The sequence below is a fragment of the Enterobacter sp. JMULE2 genome (assembly GCF_013337145.1).
Lineage (GTDB): Bacteria > Pseudomonadota > Gammaproteobacteria > Enterobacterales > Enterobacteriaceae > Enterobacter > Enterobacter mori.
In genome coordinates this window covers 134,184-150,762 of record NZ_SGWD01000011.1, presented here as the reverse complement: position 1 = coordinate 150,762, position 16,579 = coordinate 134,184, and the positions used below count along the sequence as shown (strand labels likewise).

Annotated in this window: 19 protein-coding genes; 18 read left to right on the top strand and 1 reads right to left on the bottom strand. The window is 61.3% G+C overall.

Features of this window, described 5'->3' with window-relative positions:
- Nucleotides 1–24: 24 nt before the first annotated feature.
- A complete protein-coding gene (locus tag EXW94_RS09285) occupies nucleotides 25–582 on the top strand; it encodes a DcrB family lipoprotein (RefSeq protein WP_120159422.1) in 558 nt (185 codons plus the stop codon).
- A 4-nt stretch (nucleotides 583–586) separates the two neighbouring features.
- On the opposite strand, the gene EXW94_RS09280 is transcribed toward EXW94_RS09285, so the two are convergent.
- Nucleotides 587–1,804, bottom strand: coding sequence for an MFS transporter (locus tag EXW94_RS09280; protein ID WP_100167332.1), 1,218 nt, complete (start codon nucleotides 1,802–1,804; stop codon nucleotides 587–589).
- 142 nt (nucleotides 1,805–1,946) lie between these two features.
- Between EXW94_RS09280 and EXW94_RS09275 the strand changes: the two genes are divergently transcribed.
- From EXW94_RS09275 to EXW94_RS09195, 17 genes are all read left to right on the top strand, one after another.
- Nucleotides 1,947–2,996, top strand: coding sequence for an AI-2E family transporter (locus EXW94_RS09275; RefSeq protein ID WP_042717282.1), 1,050 nt, complete (start codon nucleotides 1,947–1,949; stop codon nucleotides 2,994–2,996).
- 125 nt (nucleotides 2,997–3,121) lie between these two features.
- Nucleotides 3,122–3,844, top strand: a complete 723-nt coding sequence (locus tag EXW94_RS09270; protein ID WP_108417688.1) for a beta-ketoacyl synthase chain length factor — start codon at nucleotides 3,122–3,124, stop codon at nucleotides 3,842–3,844.
- The gene (locus EXW94_RS09265; protein WP_174340010.1) at nucleotides 3,841–4,656 is read left to right on the top strand and encodes a 1-acyl-sn-glycerol-3-phosphate acyltransferase; all 816 of its coding nucleotides are present in this window, start codon (nucleotides 3,841–3,843) and stop codon (nucleotides 4,654–4,656) included. The genes EXW94_RS09270 and EXW94_RS09265 overlap by 4 nt, the downstream gene beginning before the upstream one ends.
- Nucleotides 4,637–4,894: a phosphopantetheine-binding protein gene (locus EXW94_RS09260; protein WP_010436544.1), complete on the top strand. Its 258-nt coding sequence runs from the start codon at nucleotides 4,637–4,639 to the stop codon at nucleotides 4,892–4,894. The genes EXW94_RS09265 and EXW94_RS09260 overlap by 20 nt, the downstream gene beginning before the upstream one ends.
- Nucleotides 4,895–4,907: 13 nt before the next feature.
- A complete protein-coding gene (locus EXW94_RS09255) occupies nucleotides 4,908–5,159 on the top strand; it encodes an acyl carrier protein (RefSeq protein WP_010436547.1) in 252 nt (83 codons plus the stop codon).
- Complete coding sequence (locus EXW94_RS09250; protein WP_108417686.1) at nucleotides 5,131–5,730, top strand: hypothetical protein; 600 nt, start codon at nucleotides 5,131–5,133, stop codon at nucleotides 5,728–5,730. The genes EXW94_RS09255 and EXW94_RS09250 overlap by 29 nt, the downstream gene beginning before the upstream one ends.
- Nucleotides 5,723–7,072 (top strand): acyl-CoA synthetase, encoded by a 1,350-nt coding sequence (locus EXW94_RS09245; protein ID WP_174340009.1) that lies wholly within the window; start codon nucleotides 5,723–5,725, stop codon nucleotides 7,070–7,072. The genes EXW94_RS09250 and EXW94_RS09245 overlap by 8 nt, the downstream gene beginning before the upstream one ends.
- Entirely contained in the window at nucleotides 7,059–7,412 is a 354-nt protein-coding gene (locus EXW94_RS09240; RefSeq protein WP_174340008.1) for a hydroxymyristoyl-ACP dehydratase, read from the top strand. The genes EXW94_RS09245 and EXW94_RS09240 overlap by 14 nt, the downstream gene beginning before the upstream one ends.
- Nucleotides 7,403–9,094, top strand: a complete 1,692-nt coding sequence (locus EXW94_RS09235) for a glycosyltransferase (RefSeq protein ID WP_174340007.1) — start codon at nucleotides 7,403–7,405, stop codon at nucleotides 9,092–9,094. Before EXW94_RS09240 ends, EXW94_RS09235 begins: the two co-directional genes overlap by 10 nt.
- A gap of 3 nt (nucleotides 9,095–9,097) precedes the next feature.
- Nucleotides 9,098–9,520, top strand: a complete 423-nt coding sequence (locus tag EXW94_RS09230; protein ID WP_174340006.1) for a thioesterase family protein — start codon at nucleotides 9,098–9,100, stop codon at nucleotides 9,518–9,520.
- Nucleotides 9,517–10,122, top strand: a complete 606-nt coding sequence (locus EXW94_RS09225) for an outer membrane lipoprotein carrier protein LolA (protein ID WP_174340005.1) — start codon at nucleotides 9,517–9,519, stop codon at nucleotides 10,120–10,122. The genes EXW94_RS09230 and EXW94_RS09225 overlap by 4 nt, the downstream gene beginning before the upstream one ends.
- Complete coding sequence (locus EXW94_RS09220) at nucleotides 10,091–12,412, top strand: MMPL family transporter (protein WP_174340004.1); 2,322 nt, start codon at nucleotides 10,091–10,093, stop codon at nucleotides 12,410–12,412. Before EXW94_RS09225 ends, EXW94_RS09220 begins: the two co-directional genes overlap by 32 nt.
- Nucleotides 12,409–12,987, top strand: coding sequence for a DUF3261 domain-containing protein (locus EXW94_RS09215; protein WP_174340003.1), 579 nt, complete (start codon nucleotides 12,409–12,411; stop codon nucleotides 12,985–12,987). Before EXW94_RS09220 ends, EXW94_RS09215 begins: the two co-directional genes overlap by 4 nt.
- 1 nt (nucleotide 12,988) lies before the next feature.
- Entirely contained in the window at nucleotides 12,989–14,155 is a 1,167-nt protein-coding gene (locus EXW94_RS09210; protein ID WP_174340002.1) for a beta-ketoacyl-[acyl-carrier-protein] synthase family protein, read from the top strand.
- Nucleotides 14,155–14,628: a 3-hydroxy-fatty acyl-ACP dehydratase gene (locus tag EXW94_RS09205; protein ID WP_120159411.1), complete on the top strand. Its 474-nt coding sequence runs from the start codon at nucleotides 14,155–14,157 to the stop codon at nucleotides 14,626–14,628. Before EXW94_RS09210 ends, EXW94_RS09205 begins: the two co-directional genes overlap by 1 nt.
- Nucleotides 14,622–15,353 carry a 3-ketoacyl-ACP reductase FabG2 gene (locus EXW94_RS09200; RefSeq protein WP_100167322.1) on the top strand — a complete coding sequence of 244 codons (732 nt, stop codon included), beginning with the start codon at nucleotides 14,622–14,624 and terminating at the stop codon, nucleotides 15,351–15,353. The genes EXW94_RS09205 and EXW94_RS09200 overlap by 7 nt, the downstream gene beginning before the upstream one ends.
- Nucleotides 15,350–16,579 (top strand): beta-ketoacyl-ACP synthase, encoded by a 1,230-nt coding sequence (locus tag EXW94_RS09195; protein WP_010436577.1) that lies wholly within the window; start codon nucleotides 15,350–15,352, stop codon nucleotides 16,577–16,579. The genes EXW94_RS09200 and EXW94_RS09195 overlap by 4 nt, the downstream gene beginning before the upstream one ends.

The window sequence follows — 16,579 nt, the reverse complement described above, 5'->3', positions numbered from 1 at the left end:
CCGTTTATCGAAAGGAAGAAGTCAATGCGCAATCTGGTTAAATATGTCGGGATTGGCCTGCTGGTTGTTGGCCTTGCAGCCTGTGATAACAGCGACACCAAAACGCCTGCACAGGGCGCGTCCGCAGAGAGCAACGCGACCGGGCAGCCGGTAAGCCTGCTGGACGGTAAACTCAGTTTCTCTCTGCCAGCGGATATGACCGATCAGAGCGGCAAGCTGGGTACCCAGGCGAACAACATGCACGTGTATTCCGACGCAACCGGTCAGAAAGCGGTCATTGTGATTGTGGGTGACGACACCACTGAAGCGCTGAGCGTGTTGTCCAAACGTCTGGAAGATCAGCAGCGCAGCCGCGACCCGCAGCTGCAGGTGGTGACCAATAAGTCTATCGAACTCAAAGGCCACACGCTGCAACAGCTGGACAGCATTATCTCTGCGAAAGGCCAGACCGCTTACTCTTCCGTGGTACTGGGTAAAGTTGATAACAAACTGCTGACCCTGCAAATCACGCTGCCTGCGGAAGACCAGCAGAAAGCGCAGACTACCGCAGAAAACATCATTAACACCCTCGTGATTCAGTAATCTTTCACGAGGATGACGTGGCCTCCGGTGCGTGCACCGGGGGCCATTTTTTTAGCCGCCACGTCAGCATCAGCGCCAACACCACTAAACCTGCCGCCGCCAGATAGATAACGGGCACGCCAGCCCAGGCCATCACCAGCCCTGCCAGCGGCCCGGTGATCCCCAGCGACATATCCATAAATACCGTATAGGTGGCGAGCGCGGCCCCCTGATTTTGCTGCGGCACGGCCTTCACCGCCACCACGCCCAGCGCCGGGAAGACCAGCGAGAAGCCCGCCCCCGCAAGAAAGACGCCGATTTTCGCCATCCACGGCGCAGTGGCGATCCCGGTCAGCAGCAGCCCGACGATTTCGACCGCAAAGCAGATCATCGCCACGTTCAGCCCGCCCAGACGGTTAATGCCGTTCGGGAAGAGCAGACGCGCGCCGACAAACGCACAGCTAAACAGGGTTAAGGCAAAGGCCGCGCCGTCCCAGCCTTTGGCGTCGTAAAACAGGGTGATGAAGGTGGCGATCACCCCAAAGCCGGTGGTCGCCAGCGCCAGTGCCATCCCGTATGGCCAGACGCGCCCCAGCACCGCGCGAAACGGCAGCGGCTTGCCCTTGCTGGCCTTCACTTTCGGGCGCGGCAGCGCCAGCAGGATCGCCAGCAGCGCAACCGCCATAATGGTGAGGGACAGGCCGTACAGACCGCCCCAGGCGTAACACACCACCCCAAGCGGCGCGCCAATCGCCATGGCGCCGTAGGTGACAATCCCGTTCCAGGAGATCACCCGCCCGATGTGCGATGCGCCGACGACGCCCACGCCCCAAAGCGTGGAACCCGTACCTGCCAGGCTTTGCCCAATGCCCAGAATCACGCGGCCCAGGCACAGCAGCACCAGACTGACCAGCGGCCACTGGCTGGCGGTGGCCGCCAGAAAGTACCCCAGCCCGCTCAGAAAGCAGCCACACAGCCCCACGACGACAATGCTCTTCGGCCCAAAAAGATCGGCGTAGCGTCCCGCGTGCGGACGGCTTATCAGCGTCGCGAAGTATTGCAGGCTAATGACCAGCCCCGCCCAGAAGGCGCTAAAGCCCATCACGTCGTGAACGTAGCCCGGCAGGATCGCCAGCGGCAGGCCAATCGTCAGATAGCTGGCGAAGTTAAAAATCACAACAGAAACAATGCGCAGATTGAGGCGCACTCCGCTCAGTGCCGGTTCGGCGGAAGGTTCGGGCATGGGTTTAACCTGGATTTTTGCAACAGTGTTTCACTATTACCATGAAGAGAGATGAAAATCAGCAGTGACTTTCAGAGTAACACCCCAGACGAAGGGGATCCGGCGCACTACAATAAACAAGCCCCCCGAAAAAGGAATTCGTATGACAGCCAGCCCGCCCGATAAAGCAGGACTTCACATTTTGTTAAAACTCGCCTGTCTGGTCGTGATCCTGGCAGGTATCCACGCTGCGGCTGATATCATCGTTCAGCTGTTACTGGCGCTCTTTTTTGCCATTGTGCTCAACCCGCTGGTGACCTGGTTTTTACGCCGCGGCGTCAGCCGCCCGGTGGCGATTACTATCGTCGTCATCGTCATGCTGATCGTTCTGACGGCGCTGTTTGGCGTGCTGGCTGCCTCCCTGAGTGAATTCTCGACCATGCTGCCGCAATACAACAAAGCCCTCACCCGCAAGCTGGTTGATTTGCAGGAGATGATGCCGTTTATCAACCTGCATATTTCGCCAGAACGGATGCTGCGCCGGATGGATTCAGAGAAGGTGATGACCTACGCTACCACGCTGATGACCGGCCTTTCCGGCGCGATGGCCAGCATTCTGCTGCTGGTGATGACGGTGGTGTTTATGCTGTTCGAAGTCCGCCACGTGCCCTACAAACTGCGCTTTGCGCTGAACAATCCGCAAATTCACATTGCCGGTTTGCACCGCGCATTAAAGGGCGTCACCAAGTATCTGGCGCTGAAAACGTTATTAAGCCTGTGGACCGGGATCATCGTCTGGCTGGGGCTGATGCTAATGGGCGTGCAGTTCGCGCTGATGTGGGGCGTGCTGGCGTTTCTGTTAAACTACGTGCCCAACATTGGCGCGGTGCTCTCCGCCGTCCCGCCCATGATCCAGGCCTTCCTGTTTAACGGATTTTACGAATGCATGCTGGTCGGGGCGCTTTTCCTTGTCGTGCATATGGTGCTGGGGAATATTCTCGAGCCGCGCATGATGGGCCACCGGCTGGGCATGTCGACGCTGGTGGTGTTTTTATCCTTACTGATCTGGGGCTGGCTGCTGGGTCCCGTCGGAATGTTGCTGTCGGTACCGCTCACCAGCGTCTGTAAAATTTGGATGGAGACCACCAAAGGCGGCAGTAAACTCGCCATTCTGCTGGGTCCAGGTCGACCAAAAAGCCGGTTGCCGGGCTAATCGCAGGGAAAGGGCTAAAAGAGACGTTTATTCGCATGCGCGCCAACAACATTGTACGATGTGCGCAGCTCATCGCGCTTGCGAAGAATAAGTCACAGAAACAGGTTTATCGCGGACGCGCGTAGATGAAATTTACACTCTCGATTATCGACTGGCAGGCACGAGCGCCAGGACTGGGCGATGCCGCTGCGTGGCAGGACTGGTCACGCCAGTCTGACGCAATCGACCCCGCCGCGCCGCTGGCAAAACTGACCGACCTGCCGATGATGACCGCGCGCCGCCTCAACTCTGGCAGCAGGCTGGCCGTGGATATCGGCCTCGCGATGCTGCGACAGCACCAGATTGACGCCGTCGTCTACAGCAGTCGCCATGGTGAACTGGAGCGCAATTACCGCATTCTGCAGGCGCTGGCGGCGGAAGAACCTGTTTCCCCCACGGATTTTGCCATGTCGGTTCACAATGCGGCCGTCGGCAATCTCACGATCGCCGCGCGTCAGCCGATTGTCTCCTCGTCCGTCTCCGCCGGTATGGATACCTTCCAGCAAGGTTTGTGCGAAGTGTTAAGCCTGCTCCATGCGGGCTATTCCCGCGTGCTGCTGGTCGATTTTGACGGCGTCCTGCCTGCGTTTTATCACGCTGGACTGCCGCCGCAAATGCCCGTCTGGCCGTATGCTCTGGCGCTGGTGATTGAAGCCGGCGATCTGCTCTGCTGCGAAACGCGTGGCGGAAGTGAAGGTGAAGAGCCCGCGCTGCCGCAAAGCCTCCAGTTTCTGCGCCATTACCTGAACGACGCGCCGCAATTTACCCTCTCTGGCGAACGCCTCCAGTGGCAATGGACGCGCAAATGAGCGGGCTGACGTCGCGTCTCGACCGGTTATGGCGCATGACGATGACCGGATTCTGCTTCGCGCTGTTCGGCCTCGGCGGGCTGCTGCTGTCGCTGGTGTGGTTTAACCTGCTGCTGCTTGTCCAGCGCGATCGCGCGAAGCGCCGCCAGCTGGCCCGCCGCAGCATTTCCGCAAGTTTTCGCCTGTTTCTCGCGGTGGTACGGGGAGTGGGTGTACTGGATTACCGCTTCAACAACCTCGACGTGCTGCGCGCGGAGCACGGCTGTCTGGTGATAGCTAACCACCCTTCGCTGCTGGACTACGTGTTCCTGGCGTCGGTCATGAACGAAACCGACTGCCTGGTGAAAAGCGCCCTACTGCGTAACCCGTTTGTCAGCGGGGTGATCCGCGCCGCGGATTATCTGATCAACAGCGAAGCTGAAACCCTGCTCTCCGCCAGCCAGCAGCGTCTGGCACAGGGCGATACGCTGCTCATCTTCCCGGAAGGGACCCGCACGCGCGTTGGCGAAGCCATAACGCTGCAGCGCGGGGCGGCTAACATCGCCGTTCGCTGCAATAGCGCTGTGCGTGTGGTGGTGATCCACTGCAGCGAACGCATGCTGGATAAGCAAAGCAGCTGGTACAACGTTCCGCCCAACAAACCTTTTTTTACCGTGGATGTTCGCGAACGCATCAACATTCATGATTTTTACGATGCGAGCCAGCACGAACCTGCGCTGGCGGCAAGGCAGTTAAACCGGCATATGCAGCATCAGTTAACAACCGGTCTTCAATCTTTGTCAGGAACGAAAGATGCAAGCGCTCTATCTTGAAATTAAGAATCTCATTATCTCTACGCTGAATCTGGAAGAACTTACGCCAGAGGATATCGATACTGACGCCCCGCTGTTTGGCGACGGGCTGGGTCTGGACTCGATAGATGCCCTGGAGCTGGGGCTGGCTGTGAAAAATCAGTATGGCGTAGTGCTTTCTGCCGAAAGCGACGAGATGCGTCAGCACTTCTATTCCGTTGCCACGCTCGCGGCTTTTATCCATCAACAACGCGCCTGAGAATTTACCCGCTATGACTAACCAGGAAACGATTTATCAGGAAGTCTCTGCGCTTCTTATTACGCTGTTTGAAGTCGCCCCCGAGGACATCACCCCGGAAGCGCGCCTGTACGACGATCTGGATCTCGACAGCATTGATGCCGTTGACATGGTGGTTCACCTGCAGAAGAAGACCGGCCATAAAATCAAGCCTGACACCTTCAAAGCGGTGCGTACCGTCCAGGACGTGGTCGACGTTGTGGAACAGCTTCAGCGCGAAGCGTAACGTGCCTGCGATTCCATTCATCCCGATACTGACGGGGTTGATGCTGCTGGCATGGCCTTTTTTGATTGGCTTCGGGCTGGCAAACAACAATTTGCACGGGATACTGCCCGTGATAGCGCTTGTGCTGCTGTTGCGGGTCTGGCAGGTGCGCCGTCAGAGCGGCCCTCTGCGCAACATGATCCTGGGCGTTGCCCTCACAGGCGTGGCGCTGTGCGCGGCGAGCTATGTGCTTCACGCTCACCAGTGGGTGTTGTTTTATCCGGTAGTCGTTAATCTGGTGATGCTGGTGGTGTTTGGCGGGTCGCTGTGGACAACCATGCCGATGGTAGAACGATTTGCGCGGCTGCGTGAGCCCACTCTCTCGCCCACCGGCATCCGCTACACTCGCATCGTTACCCGGGTGTGGTGCGGCTTTTTTATCGGCAACGGCACGATGGCGCTGTTTACCGTGTTGCACGCCGACATACACCTGTGGACGCTGTGGAACGGCATGATTGCCTACATCCTGATGGGCACGCTGATGGCCTGCGAGTGGCTGGTGCGACAACGGGTAATGAAAAAAGATGCATAAACCGCTTCCGCTCAGCCAGTGGCTCAGTGCGCCCCGCCCTGACGATACGCCGATAGCCTGGCGCGACGATGGTGTCTGGACGCTCGGCGATCTGCGTCACGACGTGACGCAGCTGGTTAACACGCTGCGTCAGGAAGAGGGCGAGCGCTGGGCGCTGTGCGTTGAAAACGGCTATCTGTTTACGGTCGCCCTGCTGGCGACGCTGCACGCGGGTAAAACGCCCGTGCTACCCGGGCACAGCCGGGCCGCGCAGCTTAACGAACAGCGGGACTTGTTCAGCGGCGTCCTGAGTGACACAGCGCTTGCCTTTGCAGGGCGACAGCGGTTGGTGGCCTCCACCCCGCGCACAGACAACGGCTTTTCCCCGCTGCCAGCCATAGACGATACGCGCGCCATCGAGCTTTTCACCTCCGGCTCCACCGGCGCGCCGCAGCGGGTGGTTAAGCCGATTATCAGTCTGGATCGCGAAGCCCGCTTGCTGGCGGATCAGTTTGGCGATCGTCTTGCGGGCTGCCATGTTGTCGCCTCCGTGGTGCTGCACCACCTGTATGGCCTGACGTTTCGTGTCGTCTTACCCATGGCGCTCGGCCTGCCGTCACGGACCAACCTGCTCAACTATGCCGAGCAGCTCTCAGCCCTGCCCCACGACAAACGCTATCTTTTTATCAGCAGCCCGGCCTTCCTCAAGCGCCTGGATACAGCACTGACGCCGCCCCCCGTTGCCCTGCTCATTTCCGCAGGTGGCGTATTGCCCTGGCGGGATATCACCGCGTTTCAGGGTTGGCTCAACCTCTGGCCCGATGAAATCTACGGCAGTACCGAAACGGGGGTCATGGCCTGGCGTCACCGTCAGGATGAGACAACGCGCTGGCAGCCGTTTCCCGGCGTGACGTTTCACGACGGTCGCGTCACGTCGCCGCTGATCCACGAGCCGGAAGGCGTCGTGCTGGATGATAATTTACACTTCACGGCCGACGGGCAGTTCAGCATCGTTGGCCGCCGTGGGCGGGTGGTCAAAATCGAAGACAAACGCATTTCGCTCGATGAAATTGAGCAGCGGCTGCTGGCGCTGGACGGCATTTGCGACGCCGCCGCGCTGGCGGTGACGCGCGGGGGACGTCAGGGCATTGGCGTGCTGCTGGTGCTCAGTGACGACGCGCGAATGCACAGAGAAAGCGTGGGGAAAAATGCCCAGGAATCCGCCTGGCGCAGCGCCCTTCGCCCCTGCCTTGAACCGGTTGCCGTGCCCCGCTACTGGCGGATTGTCGATGAAATTCCGGTCAACAGCATGAACAAGCGTGTGACTGCGCAGCTACAGGAGTTATTTCATGAAGATCCATGAAATCGAACGCCGCCAGCCCGATGCGACGCATCTGGAGATCGACCTCTATCTGGATCCGGCCCTGCTCTGGTTTAAGGGGCATTTCGCCGTACAGCCCTTGCTCCCCGGCGTGGCGCAGCTCGACTGGATCATGGACTACGCCACCACGCTGCTGGCACCGGGCTACCGTTTTCACAGCATTCAGAACGTGAAGTTCGCGGCCCCGCTGCTGCCGGAGAACAGGGTGACGCTGCTCCTGGCCTGGCAGCCCGAACGCCAGATGCTGACCTTCAGCTACCAGCGCCATGCCGGTGACGAACGCCATACTGCCAGCAGCGGGAAGATTCGCCTATGTCAGTAACCTTCCGCCCCTGCGTGCTGATCCCGTGCTACAACCACGGGGCGATGATGGCCTCGGTGCTGGCGCGCCTCGCGCCCTTCGAACTCCCCTGTCTGGTGGTGGACGACGGCAGCGATGACGCCACACGCCGCACGCTTGAAGCGCTGGCGGCAAGCCATCCGCAGGTCACGCTGCTGCGGCTGGCAGAAAACAGCGGGAAAGGGGCGGCAGTCATGCAGGGTCTGCAAGCCTGCGCAGGGCGCGGCTTCACCCACGCGATTCAGGTGGACGCCGACGGTCAGCACGCTATCGAAGACATTCCCAAACTGCTTGCGCTGGCGGAGCACCACCCTGAGGCGTTAATTTCCGGCAGGCCCGTTTACGATGACTCCATTCCCCGTTCGCGCCTGTACGGACGCTGGATAACGCACGTCTGGGTGTGGATTGAAACCCTGTCGCTGCAGCTAAAAGACAGCATGTGCGGTTTTCGGGTCTACCCCATCGCGCCGGTGCTGCGGCTTGCCGCGCGCACGCCGCTCGGTAAACGGATGGATTTTGATACCGAAGTGATGGTGCGGCTCTACTGGCAGGGCAACACCAGCTATTTTCTGCCCACCCGCGTGACCTATCCGCCGGACGGGCTATCCCATTTCGATGCGCTAAAAGACAACCTGCGCATCTCGCTGATGCATACCCGCCTGTTCTTCGGCATGCTGCCGCGCATTCCCGCTCTGCTAATGCGCCGCCGCACGCGGCACTGGGCGCAGCAGCAGGAGGTGAAAGGGCTGTGGGGAATGCGTCTGATGCTGCGCGTCTGGCAGCTGCTGGGGCGTAACGCCTTTACCGTCCTGCTGTGGCCGGTCACCGCCGTATACTGGCTGACCGCCCGCTCTGCGCGCCAGGCGTCACGGCAATGGCTGACGCGCGTAAAGCAGGTGATGGCGCAGCGGCAGATGCCTCAGCCTCCCCGCCTGCACAGCTTTTTCCACTTCCTGCGTTTTGGTCAGGCCATGCTCAACAAAGTGGCCAGCTGGCGCGGCGAAATGAAGCTCCATCGCGATCTGGTCTTTGCACCGGGTGCGCAGGCGGCGCTGGGTCTGAACGATCCGCAGGGCAAACTGCTGCTCGCCTCGCATCTTGGCGACGTGGAAGCCTGCCGGGCGCTGGCGCAGCGCGAAGGCGGGAAAACCATCAACGCGCTGGTCTTCAGCGATAACGCCAAACGTTTCAAACAGGTGATGGAGGAGATGGCCCCGCAGGCGGGCATTCACCTGATGCCCGTGACCGACATCGGCCCGGATACCGCCATCCTCATCAAAGAGAAGCTGGATCGCGGCGAATGGGTCGCCATTGTGGGCGACCGCATCGCCGTCACGCCGCAGCGCGGCGGCAGCTGGCGCGTGATATGGAGCGACTTTATGGGCCAGCCCGCGCCGTTCCCGCAGGGGCCGTTTATCCTGGCGTCTATTTTACGCTGCCCGGTGGTGCTGATTTTTGCCCTCTGCCAGCAGGGGAAACTGACCCTGCACTGCGAGCCCTTTGCCGACCCGCTGCTGCTGCCGCGCGGCGAACGCCAGCAGGCGCTGCAGCAGACCGTCGATCGCTATGCGCAGCGGCTGGAACATTACGCCCTCATGTCGCCGCTCGACTGGTTTAATTTTTTCGATTTCTGGCAGCTGCCAGAGGTCAACGAGAAGGAGTAAAGGGTGCTGACCGATCCCCGCTTTACGGCTGAAGTCGAGATCGCCGTTCCGTTCCACGACGTCGATATGATGGGCGTGGTCTGGCACGGTAACTATTTCCGCTACTTTGAGATCGCCCGCGAGGCGCTGCTCAACCAGTTTAATTACGGCTACCGCCAGATGAAGGCCTCCGGCTACGTCTGGCCGGTGGTGGACACCCGCGTGAAATACCGCGACGCGGTGACCTTCGAGCAGCGCATCCGCGTGCGCGCCCACATTGAAGAATATGAAAACCGCCTGCGCATCGCCTATCAAATCTTCGACGCGCAAACCGGAAAACGCACCACCTCCGGCTACACCATTCAGGTGGCGGTGGATGAAGCCAGCCGGGAGATGTGCTTTGTCAGCCCGGCCATTCTGTTTGAACGTATGGGGATCGCGCCATGAAATGGATACCGCTTCTCGCCCTGCTGATGAGCCCGCTGGTCAGCGCGATCACGCTGGACGAACTGCAACAGCGCTTTGCGGAACAGCCGGTGGTGCGCGCGCACTTCGAGCAAACCCGCACCATCAAGGACATGCCACAGCCGCTGCGCTCGCAGGGGGAGATGCTGATCGCCCGCGACAGCGGCCTGCTGTGGGATCAAAAAGCGCCGTTTCCGATGACGCTGCTGCTGGACGACAAACGGATGGTGCAGATCGTTAACGGCCAACCGCCGCAGACCATTACCGCCGACACTAACCCGCAGATGTTCCAGTTCAACCACCTGCTGCGGGCGCTGTTTCAGGCCGACCGCAAGGTGCTCGAAGAGAACTTCCGCATCGATTTTAAAGACCAGGGGGAAGGCCGCTGGTCGCTGGTGCTGACGCCTGTGACCACGCCGCTGGACAAGATTTTCGCCACCCTCGATTTGCGCGGTGCCGCGTACCTGGAATCGATTCGACTGAACGATAAGCAGGGCGACACAACCGATATCGCCCTGTCCCGCCACCAACTGACGCCCGCCAGCCTGACCGATGCCGAACGCCAACGCTTTGCCGCACCGTAAATCCCTGCGCCCGGCGCTGCTGTGGGCCACGGTATGCCTGATCCTGTTGGGTGTACTGCTCGCTCTGCTGCCCGGCGCGCGGCTGAACAGCAGCGTGCTGGCGATGTTGCCGAAACAGACGCTCGGGGCGATCCCCCCGGCGCTCAATGACGGATTTATGCAGCGTCTCGACCGCCAGCTCGTCTGGCTGGTCAGCCCCGGCAAAAAGCCAGACCCGCGCGTGGCGCAGCAATGGCTGGAACTGCTGCAGCGCAGTCAGGCGCTGAATGTGGTCAAAGGGCCAATGGACGCCGCCGGGCAAAAAGCCTGGGGTGACTTCTTCTGGCAGCACCGTAACGGCCTGATCGATCCCGCCACCCGGGCGCGCCTGCAACACGGCGGGGAAATGCAGGCCCAGTGGATCCTGTCCCAGCTCTATTCCGCCTTTTCCGGCGTGAGCGGCAAGGAGCTGCAAAACGATCCGCTGATGCTGATGCGCGGCTCACAGCTCGCCCTCGCTCAAAACGGCCAGAAAATGCAGCTGATGGACGGCTGGCTGGTCACCAAAGATGACGCCGGAAACTACTGGTATCTGCTGCACGGCGAACTGGCGGGGTCGTCGTTCGATATGCAGCAAACCCACCGGCTGGTCACCACCCTTAAGGCGCTGGAAGAGACGCTGAAAACGCACTCCCCGCAGGCGCAGCTGCTCTCTCGCGGCACGGTGTTTTACAGCGATTACGCCAGCCAGCAGGCCAGGCGGGATATTTCCACGCTCGGCGTCGCCACGGTGCTCGGGGTGATCCTGCTGATTGTGGCGGTGTTCCGTTCCGTGCGCCCGCTGCTGTTGAGCATGCTCTCCATTGCCATCGGCGCGCTGGCGGGCACGGTATTTACGCTGCTGCTGTTTGGCGAGCTGCACCTGATGACGGTGGTGATGAGCATGAGCATCATCGGTATTTCGGCAGACTATACGCTTTACTACCTCACGGAGCGGATGGTGCACGGCGCTGACGACTCGCCCTGGCAAAGCCTGTCGAAGGTACGTAACGCGCTGCTGCTGGCGTTGCTCACCACCGTCGTCGCCTACCTGATGATGATGCTGGCCCCCTTCCCCGGCATCCGCCAGATGGCGGTGTTTGCCGCGGCGGGGCTGAGCGCCTCGTGCCTGACGGTGATTTTCTGGCATCCATGGTTGTGCCACAGAATGCCGGTTCGCCCGATCCCCGCGAAAGGTTTTATGCTGCGCTGGCTGAACGCCTGGCGTAGCAGCAAAACCCTGTCCGTGGGGCTGCCGCTGGCGCTGACGCTGATTTCCGCCATCGGGATAGGCAGCTTACGGGTCGACGACGATATCGCCCAGCTTCAGGCGCTGCCGAAAGACATTCTGGCCCAGGAAAAGACCATCACCGCCCTGACCGGGCAGGGCGTCGACCAAAAGTGGTTTGTGGTGTACGGCGCGTCGGCTCAGCAAACGCTGGAGCGGCTGGAGGCCTTTACCCCGGCGCTGGCGCAGGCGCAAAAGGCGGGCGATATGGCCCACTGGCGCACCCTGCCGCTGAACTCGCTGGCGCGTCAGAAAAGCGATCTGCAGCTTCTGCACAACGCCGCGCCTGCGGTGACAACAATGTTGAAAAGCGCGGGGCTGAACAGCGTCACACCCAATCTGGACGCGATGCCGGTTAGCGTTGAGGCCTGGCTCGCCAGCCCGGTCAGCGAAGGCTGGCGGCTGCTGTGGCTGACGTTGCCCAACGGCGAAAGCGGCGTACTGGTCCCGGTGGATGGCGTGAAAAACAGCGCGGCGCTCGGCAAACTGGCGGCCAGCCATGAGGGCGTTGCCTGGGTCGACCGCAAAGCCAGCTTCGACAGCCTGTTTGCGCTCTACCGTTCGCTGCTGACGGGCTTACTGTTCGTGGCGCTGGCGGTGATTGCCTGCGGCGCGATGGTGCGCCTCGGCTGGCGCAAAGGGGCGATCAGCCTGGTTCCCTCCCTGCTCTCGCTCAGCTGCGGGCTGGCGGCGCTGGCCGTCGCGGGCCATCCGGTGAACCTGTTTTCGCTGCTGGCGCTGGTGCTGGTGCTCGGAATTGGCATCAACTACACGCTGTTTTTCAGCAACCCGCGCGGAACGCCCCTGACCGCGATGCTGGCGATTACGCTTGCCATGATGACCACGCTGCTGACGCTGGGCATGCTGGTGTTCAGCACCACCCAGGCCATCAGCAGCTTTGGCATTGTGCTGGTGAGCGGTATTTTCACCGCCTTCCTGCTCGCCCCGCTGGCGATGCCGACGACGAAAGAGAGAATACGATGATCCGATTTTACCGCCTGGCGATATGTCTTCTGGCGCTGCTGCTGGCAGGGTGTAGCCATTCGCCGAACCGCGATGACGCGCGGCCCGAGGCCTGGCTCCAGCCGGGCACCCGCGTGACGCTGCCGCCGCCGGATATCACCCCGGCAATGAGCTCGCAACAGCTGCTGACCGGCAGGTTCAACGGACACACCCAGTCGCTGCTGGTGATGCTGAATGCTGACGAGCATAAGGTGACGCTGGCCGGCCTCTCCTCCGTGGGGATCCGTCTGTTCCTCGCGACGTATGACAATACCGGTATCCATACCGAACAGTCGGTTGTGGCACCGGAGCTGCCGCCCGCCAGCCAGGTACTGGCGGACGTGATGCTTAGCCATTGGCCGCTCAGCGCCTGGCAGCCGCAGTTGCCGAAAGGCTGGACGCTGAACGATACTGACAGCAGACGCGAGCTGCGCAACCCCGACGGCAAGCTGGTCACGGAGATTGTCTACCTGCAACGCAAAGGCAAACGTGAGCCGATTAGCATCGAGCAGCATGTTTTTAACTACCACATCACCATTCAATATCTGGGTGACTGAGATGATCTACCTTTCTGCCGTTGGCATGGTCAACGCCCTGGGCAACTCGGCTGATGAGATTGCGGCAAACCTGACCGCAGGCGTTGCGCCGGGGATGCGTCACCGCGCAGGCTGGCTGCAGGGCGTGCCGGATGCGGTGCTGGGCGGCGTGGAAGGCGAGCTGCCGTCAATACCGGACCACCTGTCGGCGCATCGCAGCCGTAACAACCAGCTGTTGCTGGCGGCGCTGGCGCAGATCCAGCCTGCCGTCGATGCGGCCATCGCGCGCGTGGGACGCGACCGCGTGGCGGTGGTGCTTGGCACCAGCACGTCCGGGCTGGACGAAGGTGACGCGTACGTGCGCCTCTCTCAGAGCGGCGAGGAGAGCCCGCAGTGGCAATACCCGCAGCAGGAGCTGGGCGATCCGTCGCGCTTTCTCGCCAGCTGGCTTGAGCTGGACGGCCCGGCGTATACCATTTCGACCGCCTGCTCCTCCAGCGCGCGGGCAATCATCAGCGGTTGTCGTTTGATCAACGCCGGGCTGGTGGATGTCGCCATTGTGGGCGGCGCCGACAGCCTGAGCCGCATGCCGGTTAACGGGTTTAACAGCCTGGAGTCCCTCTCGCCAACCCAGTGTGAACCCTTTGGCCGTGACCGTCGGGGGATCACCATTGGTGAAGCGGCGGCGCTGATGGTGCTAACCCGCGAGCCGGGAGAGATCGCGCTGCTGGGCGCGGGTGAATCCAGCGATGCGTATCATATTTCCGCGCCGCACCCGCAGGGTGAAGGGGCCATCCGCGCCATCACGCAGGCGCTGAACGAGGCGGGCATGACGGCGGATGATATCGGCTATATCAACCTGCACGGCACCGCCACGCCGCTTAACGATCGCATTGAGGCGCAGGTTATCCACGATCTGTTTGGCGAACGCGTGCCGTGCAGTTCCACCAAACATCTGACCGGCCACACGCTGGGCGCCGCCGGGATCACCGAGGCCGCGCTAAGCTGGCTGATCCTGACCCGCAACCTGCCGCTGCCGCCGCAGGATTTTTCCCGCTACGCGCAGGACGACACGCTGCCCGCCTGCGGACTGCTGCACGCGCCTGCCCCGCTGAAAAAACCGGCGATCCTGTCGAACTCGTTCGCGTTTGGCGGCAACAACGCCAGCCTTCTGCTGGGGAGAGTGTGATGAAATATTTATCCCCCGCCGAGTACCTTCCTCACGACGCGCCCATGATGCTGCTGGAGACCGTCGAGAGCGTCACCGACAATGGCGCAGCGTGCAGCGTCACGGTGAGCGGGCACGGCGTGCTCGCCCCGTTTCTGAACGCCGACGGCGACCTGCCGGGCTGGTTTGCGCTGGAGCTGATGGCGCAGACCGTCGGCGTCTGGTCTGAGTGGCATCGCCTGCAAAAAGGGCTGCCGCACAGCCCGCTGGGCATGGTACTGGGCGCGCGTGAACTGGTATGCGCCGCAGGGCTGTTTACCGCAGGCACCACGCTGACTATCACCATCGAACGGCTGATGCAGGATGAACGCTTTGGCAGCTTCGAGTGCGTCATCCACGCGGATAACGCCTCCCTCGCCACGGGCCGGGTGAACACCTTCCAGCCGAGCGAAGAAGAATTAACATCACTTTTCAATCAGGGAACGCCATCATGAGATCCGTACTGGTCACCGGTGCCAGCAAAGGCATTGGCCGCGCTATTGCCCTTCAGCTTGCGGCTGACGGTTTCACCGTGGGCGTGCATTACCACCGCGATGCCGCTGGCGCACAGGAGACACTCGACGCGATTGTTCAGGCAGGCGGCACGGGCCGTTTACTTGCCTTCGACGTGGGCAACCGCGAGCAGTGCCGCGCGGTGCTGGAACAGGAAATGGCTGACCACGGCGCATGGTATGGCGTGGTCAGTAACGCAGGCATCACCCGCGACGGCGCGTTTCCGGCACTCAGCGAGGATGACTGGGACAGCGTGATCCACACCAATCTCGACAGTTTCTATAACGTTATCCATCCCTGCATTATGCCGATGATCGGCACCCGCAAGGGCGGGCGGATTATCACCCTGTCGTCGGTTTCTGGCCTGATGGGCAACCGCGGGCAGGTGAACTACAGCGCCGCCAAAGCCGGGATTATCGGGGCCACCAAGGCGCTGGCCGTTGAGCTGGCGAAGCGCAAAATCACCGTGAACTGCATCGCGCCGGGGCTGATTGATACCGGCATGATCGAGATGGACGAGGCCGCGCTGAACGCGGCAATGTCGATGATCCCGATGCAGCGTATGGGCCACGCTGACGAAGTGGCCGGGCTGGCGAGCTACCTGATGTCAGACAAGGCGGGCTATGTGACGCGCCAGGTGATCTCAATTAACGGAGGTATGCTATGACGCGCCGCGTCGTGATTACCGGCATGGGTGGCATCACCGCGTTTGGCGAAGCGTGGCCGACCATTTCACGCCGCCTGCGCGGGTATGAAAATGCGGTGCGCACCATGTCTGAATGGCAGGCGTATGACGGTCTGCAAACCCTGCTGGCCGCGCCCATTGAGGACTTCACCCTGCCGGATCACTACACCCGCAAGCGGATTCGGGCCATGGGTCGCGTGTCGCTGCTCTCTACCCGCGCCACCGAGCTGGCGCTGGAGCAGGCGGGCCTGATCGACGACGCCGTGCTGACCAGCGGTCAAACCGGCATCGCCTACGGCTCGTCGACGGGCAGCACCGGGCCGGTGAGCGAATTCGCGTCCATGCTTATGGAAAAGCACACCCATAACATCACCGGCACGACCTATGTGCAGATGATGCCGCACACCACCGCCGTCAACACCGGACTGTTCTTTGGCCTGCGCGGACGGGTGATCCCCACCTCGAGCGCCTGTACCTCCGGGAGCCAGGCGATTGGCTATGCGTGGGAGGCCATTCGTCATGGTTATCAAACCGTGATGGTGGCGGGCGGTGCGGAAGAGCTTTGCCCCTCGGAAGCCGCCGTTTTTGATACCCTCTTCGCCACCAGCCAGCGTAACGACGCGCCCAAAACCACGCCGTCGCCTTTCGACAGCCAGCGCGACGGCCTGGTGATTGGCGAAGGTGCAGGCACCGTCATTCTGGAAGAGCTGGAGCACGCCAGAGCGCGCGGTGCGACAATTTACGGCGAGATTGTGGGCTTTGCCACCAACTGCGATGCGGCCCATATCACCCAGCCCCAGCGTGAAACCATGCAGATTTGTATGGAACAGTCGCTGGCGATGGCGGGTCTGAGCCCTCAGGATATTGGCTACATTTCCGCCCACGGAACGGCGACCGATCGCGGGGATATCGCCGAGAGTCAGGCCACCGCCGCCATTTTCGGCGACAGCGTGCCCATTTCATCCCTGAAAAGCTATTTTGGCCACACGCTGGGCGCGTGCGGGGCGCTGGAAGCCTGGCTGAGCCTGGAGATGATGCGCGAAGGCTGGTTCATTCCAACGCTCAATTTAAGACAACCGGATGAGCAATGCGGCGCTTTAGATTATATTATGGGGGAAGCCCGTCAGATTGACTGTGAGTATCTGCAAAGCAATAACTTCGCATTCGGCGGCATCAATACTTCGATAATCATTAAACGCTGGGCGTAA

Bases quoted from the DNA above. Each gene is read 5' to 3' on its own strand.
- EXW94_RS09285 (WP_120159422.1), top strand. From the start codon at position 25: ATGCGCAATCTGGTTAAATATGTCGGGATTGGCCTGCTGGTTGTTGGC.
- EXW94_RS09265 (WP_174340010.1), top strand. From the start codon at position 3,841: ATGAGCGGGCTGACGTCGCGTCTCGACCGGTTATGGCGCATGACGATG.
- EXW94_RS09215 (WP_174340003.1), top strand. From the start codon at position 12,409: ATGATCCGATTTTACCGCCTGGCGATATGTCTTCTGGCGCTGCTGCTG.
- EXW94_RS09270 (WP_108417688.1), top strand. From the start codon at position 3,122: ATGAAATTTACACTCTCGATTATCGACTGGCAGGCACGAGCGCCAGGA.
- EXW94_RS09240 (WP_174340008.1), top strand. From the start codon at position 7,059: ATGAAGATCCATGAAATCGAACGCCGCCAGCCCGATGCGACGCATCTG.
- EXW94_RS09195 (WP_010436577.1), top strand. From the start codon at position 15,350: ATGACGCGCCGCGTCGTGATTACCGGCATGGGTGGCATCACCGCGTTT.
- EXW94_RS09210 (WP_174340002.1), top strand. From the start codon at position 12,989: ATGATCTACCTTTCTGCCGTTGGCATGGTCAACGCCCTGGGCAACTCG.
- EXW94_RS09220 (WP_174340004.1), top strand. From the start codon at position 10,091: ATGCCGAACGCCAACGCTTTGCCGCACCGTAAATCCCTGCGCCCGGCG.
- EXW94_RS09280 (WP_100167332.1), bottom strand. From the start codon at position 1,804: ATGCCCGAACCTTCCGCCGAACCGGCACTGAGCGGAGTGCGCCTCAAT.
- EXW94_RS09275 (WP_042717282.1), top strand. From the start codon at position 1,947: ATGACAGCCAGCCCGCCCGATAAAGCAGGACTTCACATTTTGTTAAAA.
- EXW94_RS09235 (WP_174340007.1), top strand. From the start codon at position 7,403: ATGTCAGTAACCTTCCGCCCCTGCGTGCTGATCCCGTGCTACAACCAC.
- EXW94_RS09255 (WP_010436547.1), top strand. From the start codon at position 4,908: ATGACTAACCAGGAAACGATTTATCAGGAAGTCTCTGCGCTTCTTATT.
- EXW94_RS09260 (WP_010436544.1), top strand. From the start codon at position 4,637: ATGCAAGCGCTCTATCTTGAAATTAAGAATCTCATTATCTCTACGCTG.
- EXW94_RS09225 (WP_174340005.1), top strand. From the start codon at position 9,517: ATGAAATGGATACCGCTTCTCGCCCTGCTGATGAGCCCGCTGGTCAGC.
- EXW94_RS09205 (WP_120159411.1), top strand. From the start codon at position 14,155: ATGAAATATTTATCCCCCGCCGAGTACCTTCCTCACGACGCGCCCATG.
- EXW94_RS09245 (WP_174340009.1), top strand. From the start codon at position 5,723: ATGCATAAACCGCTTCCGCTCAGCCAGTGGCTCAGTGCGCCCCGCCCT.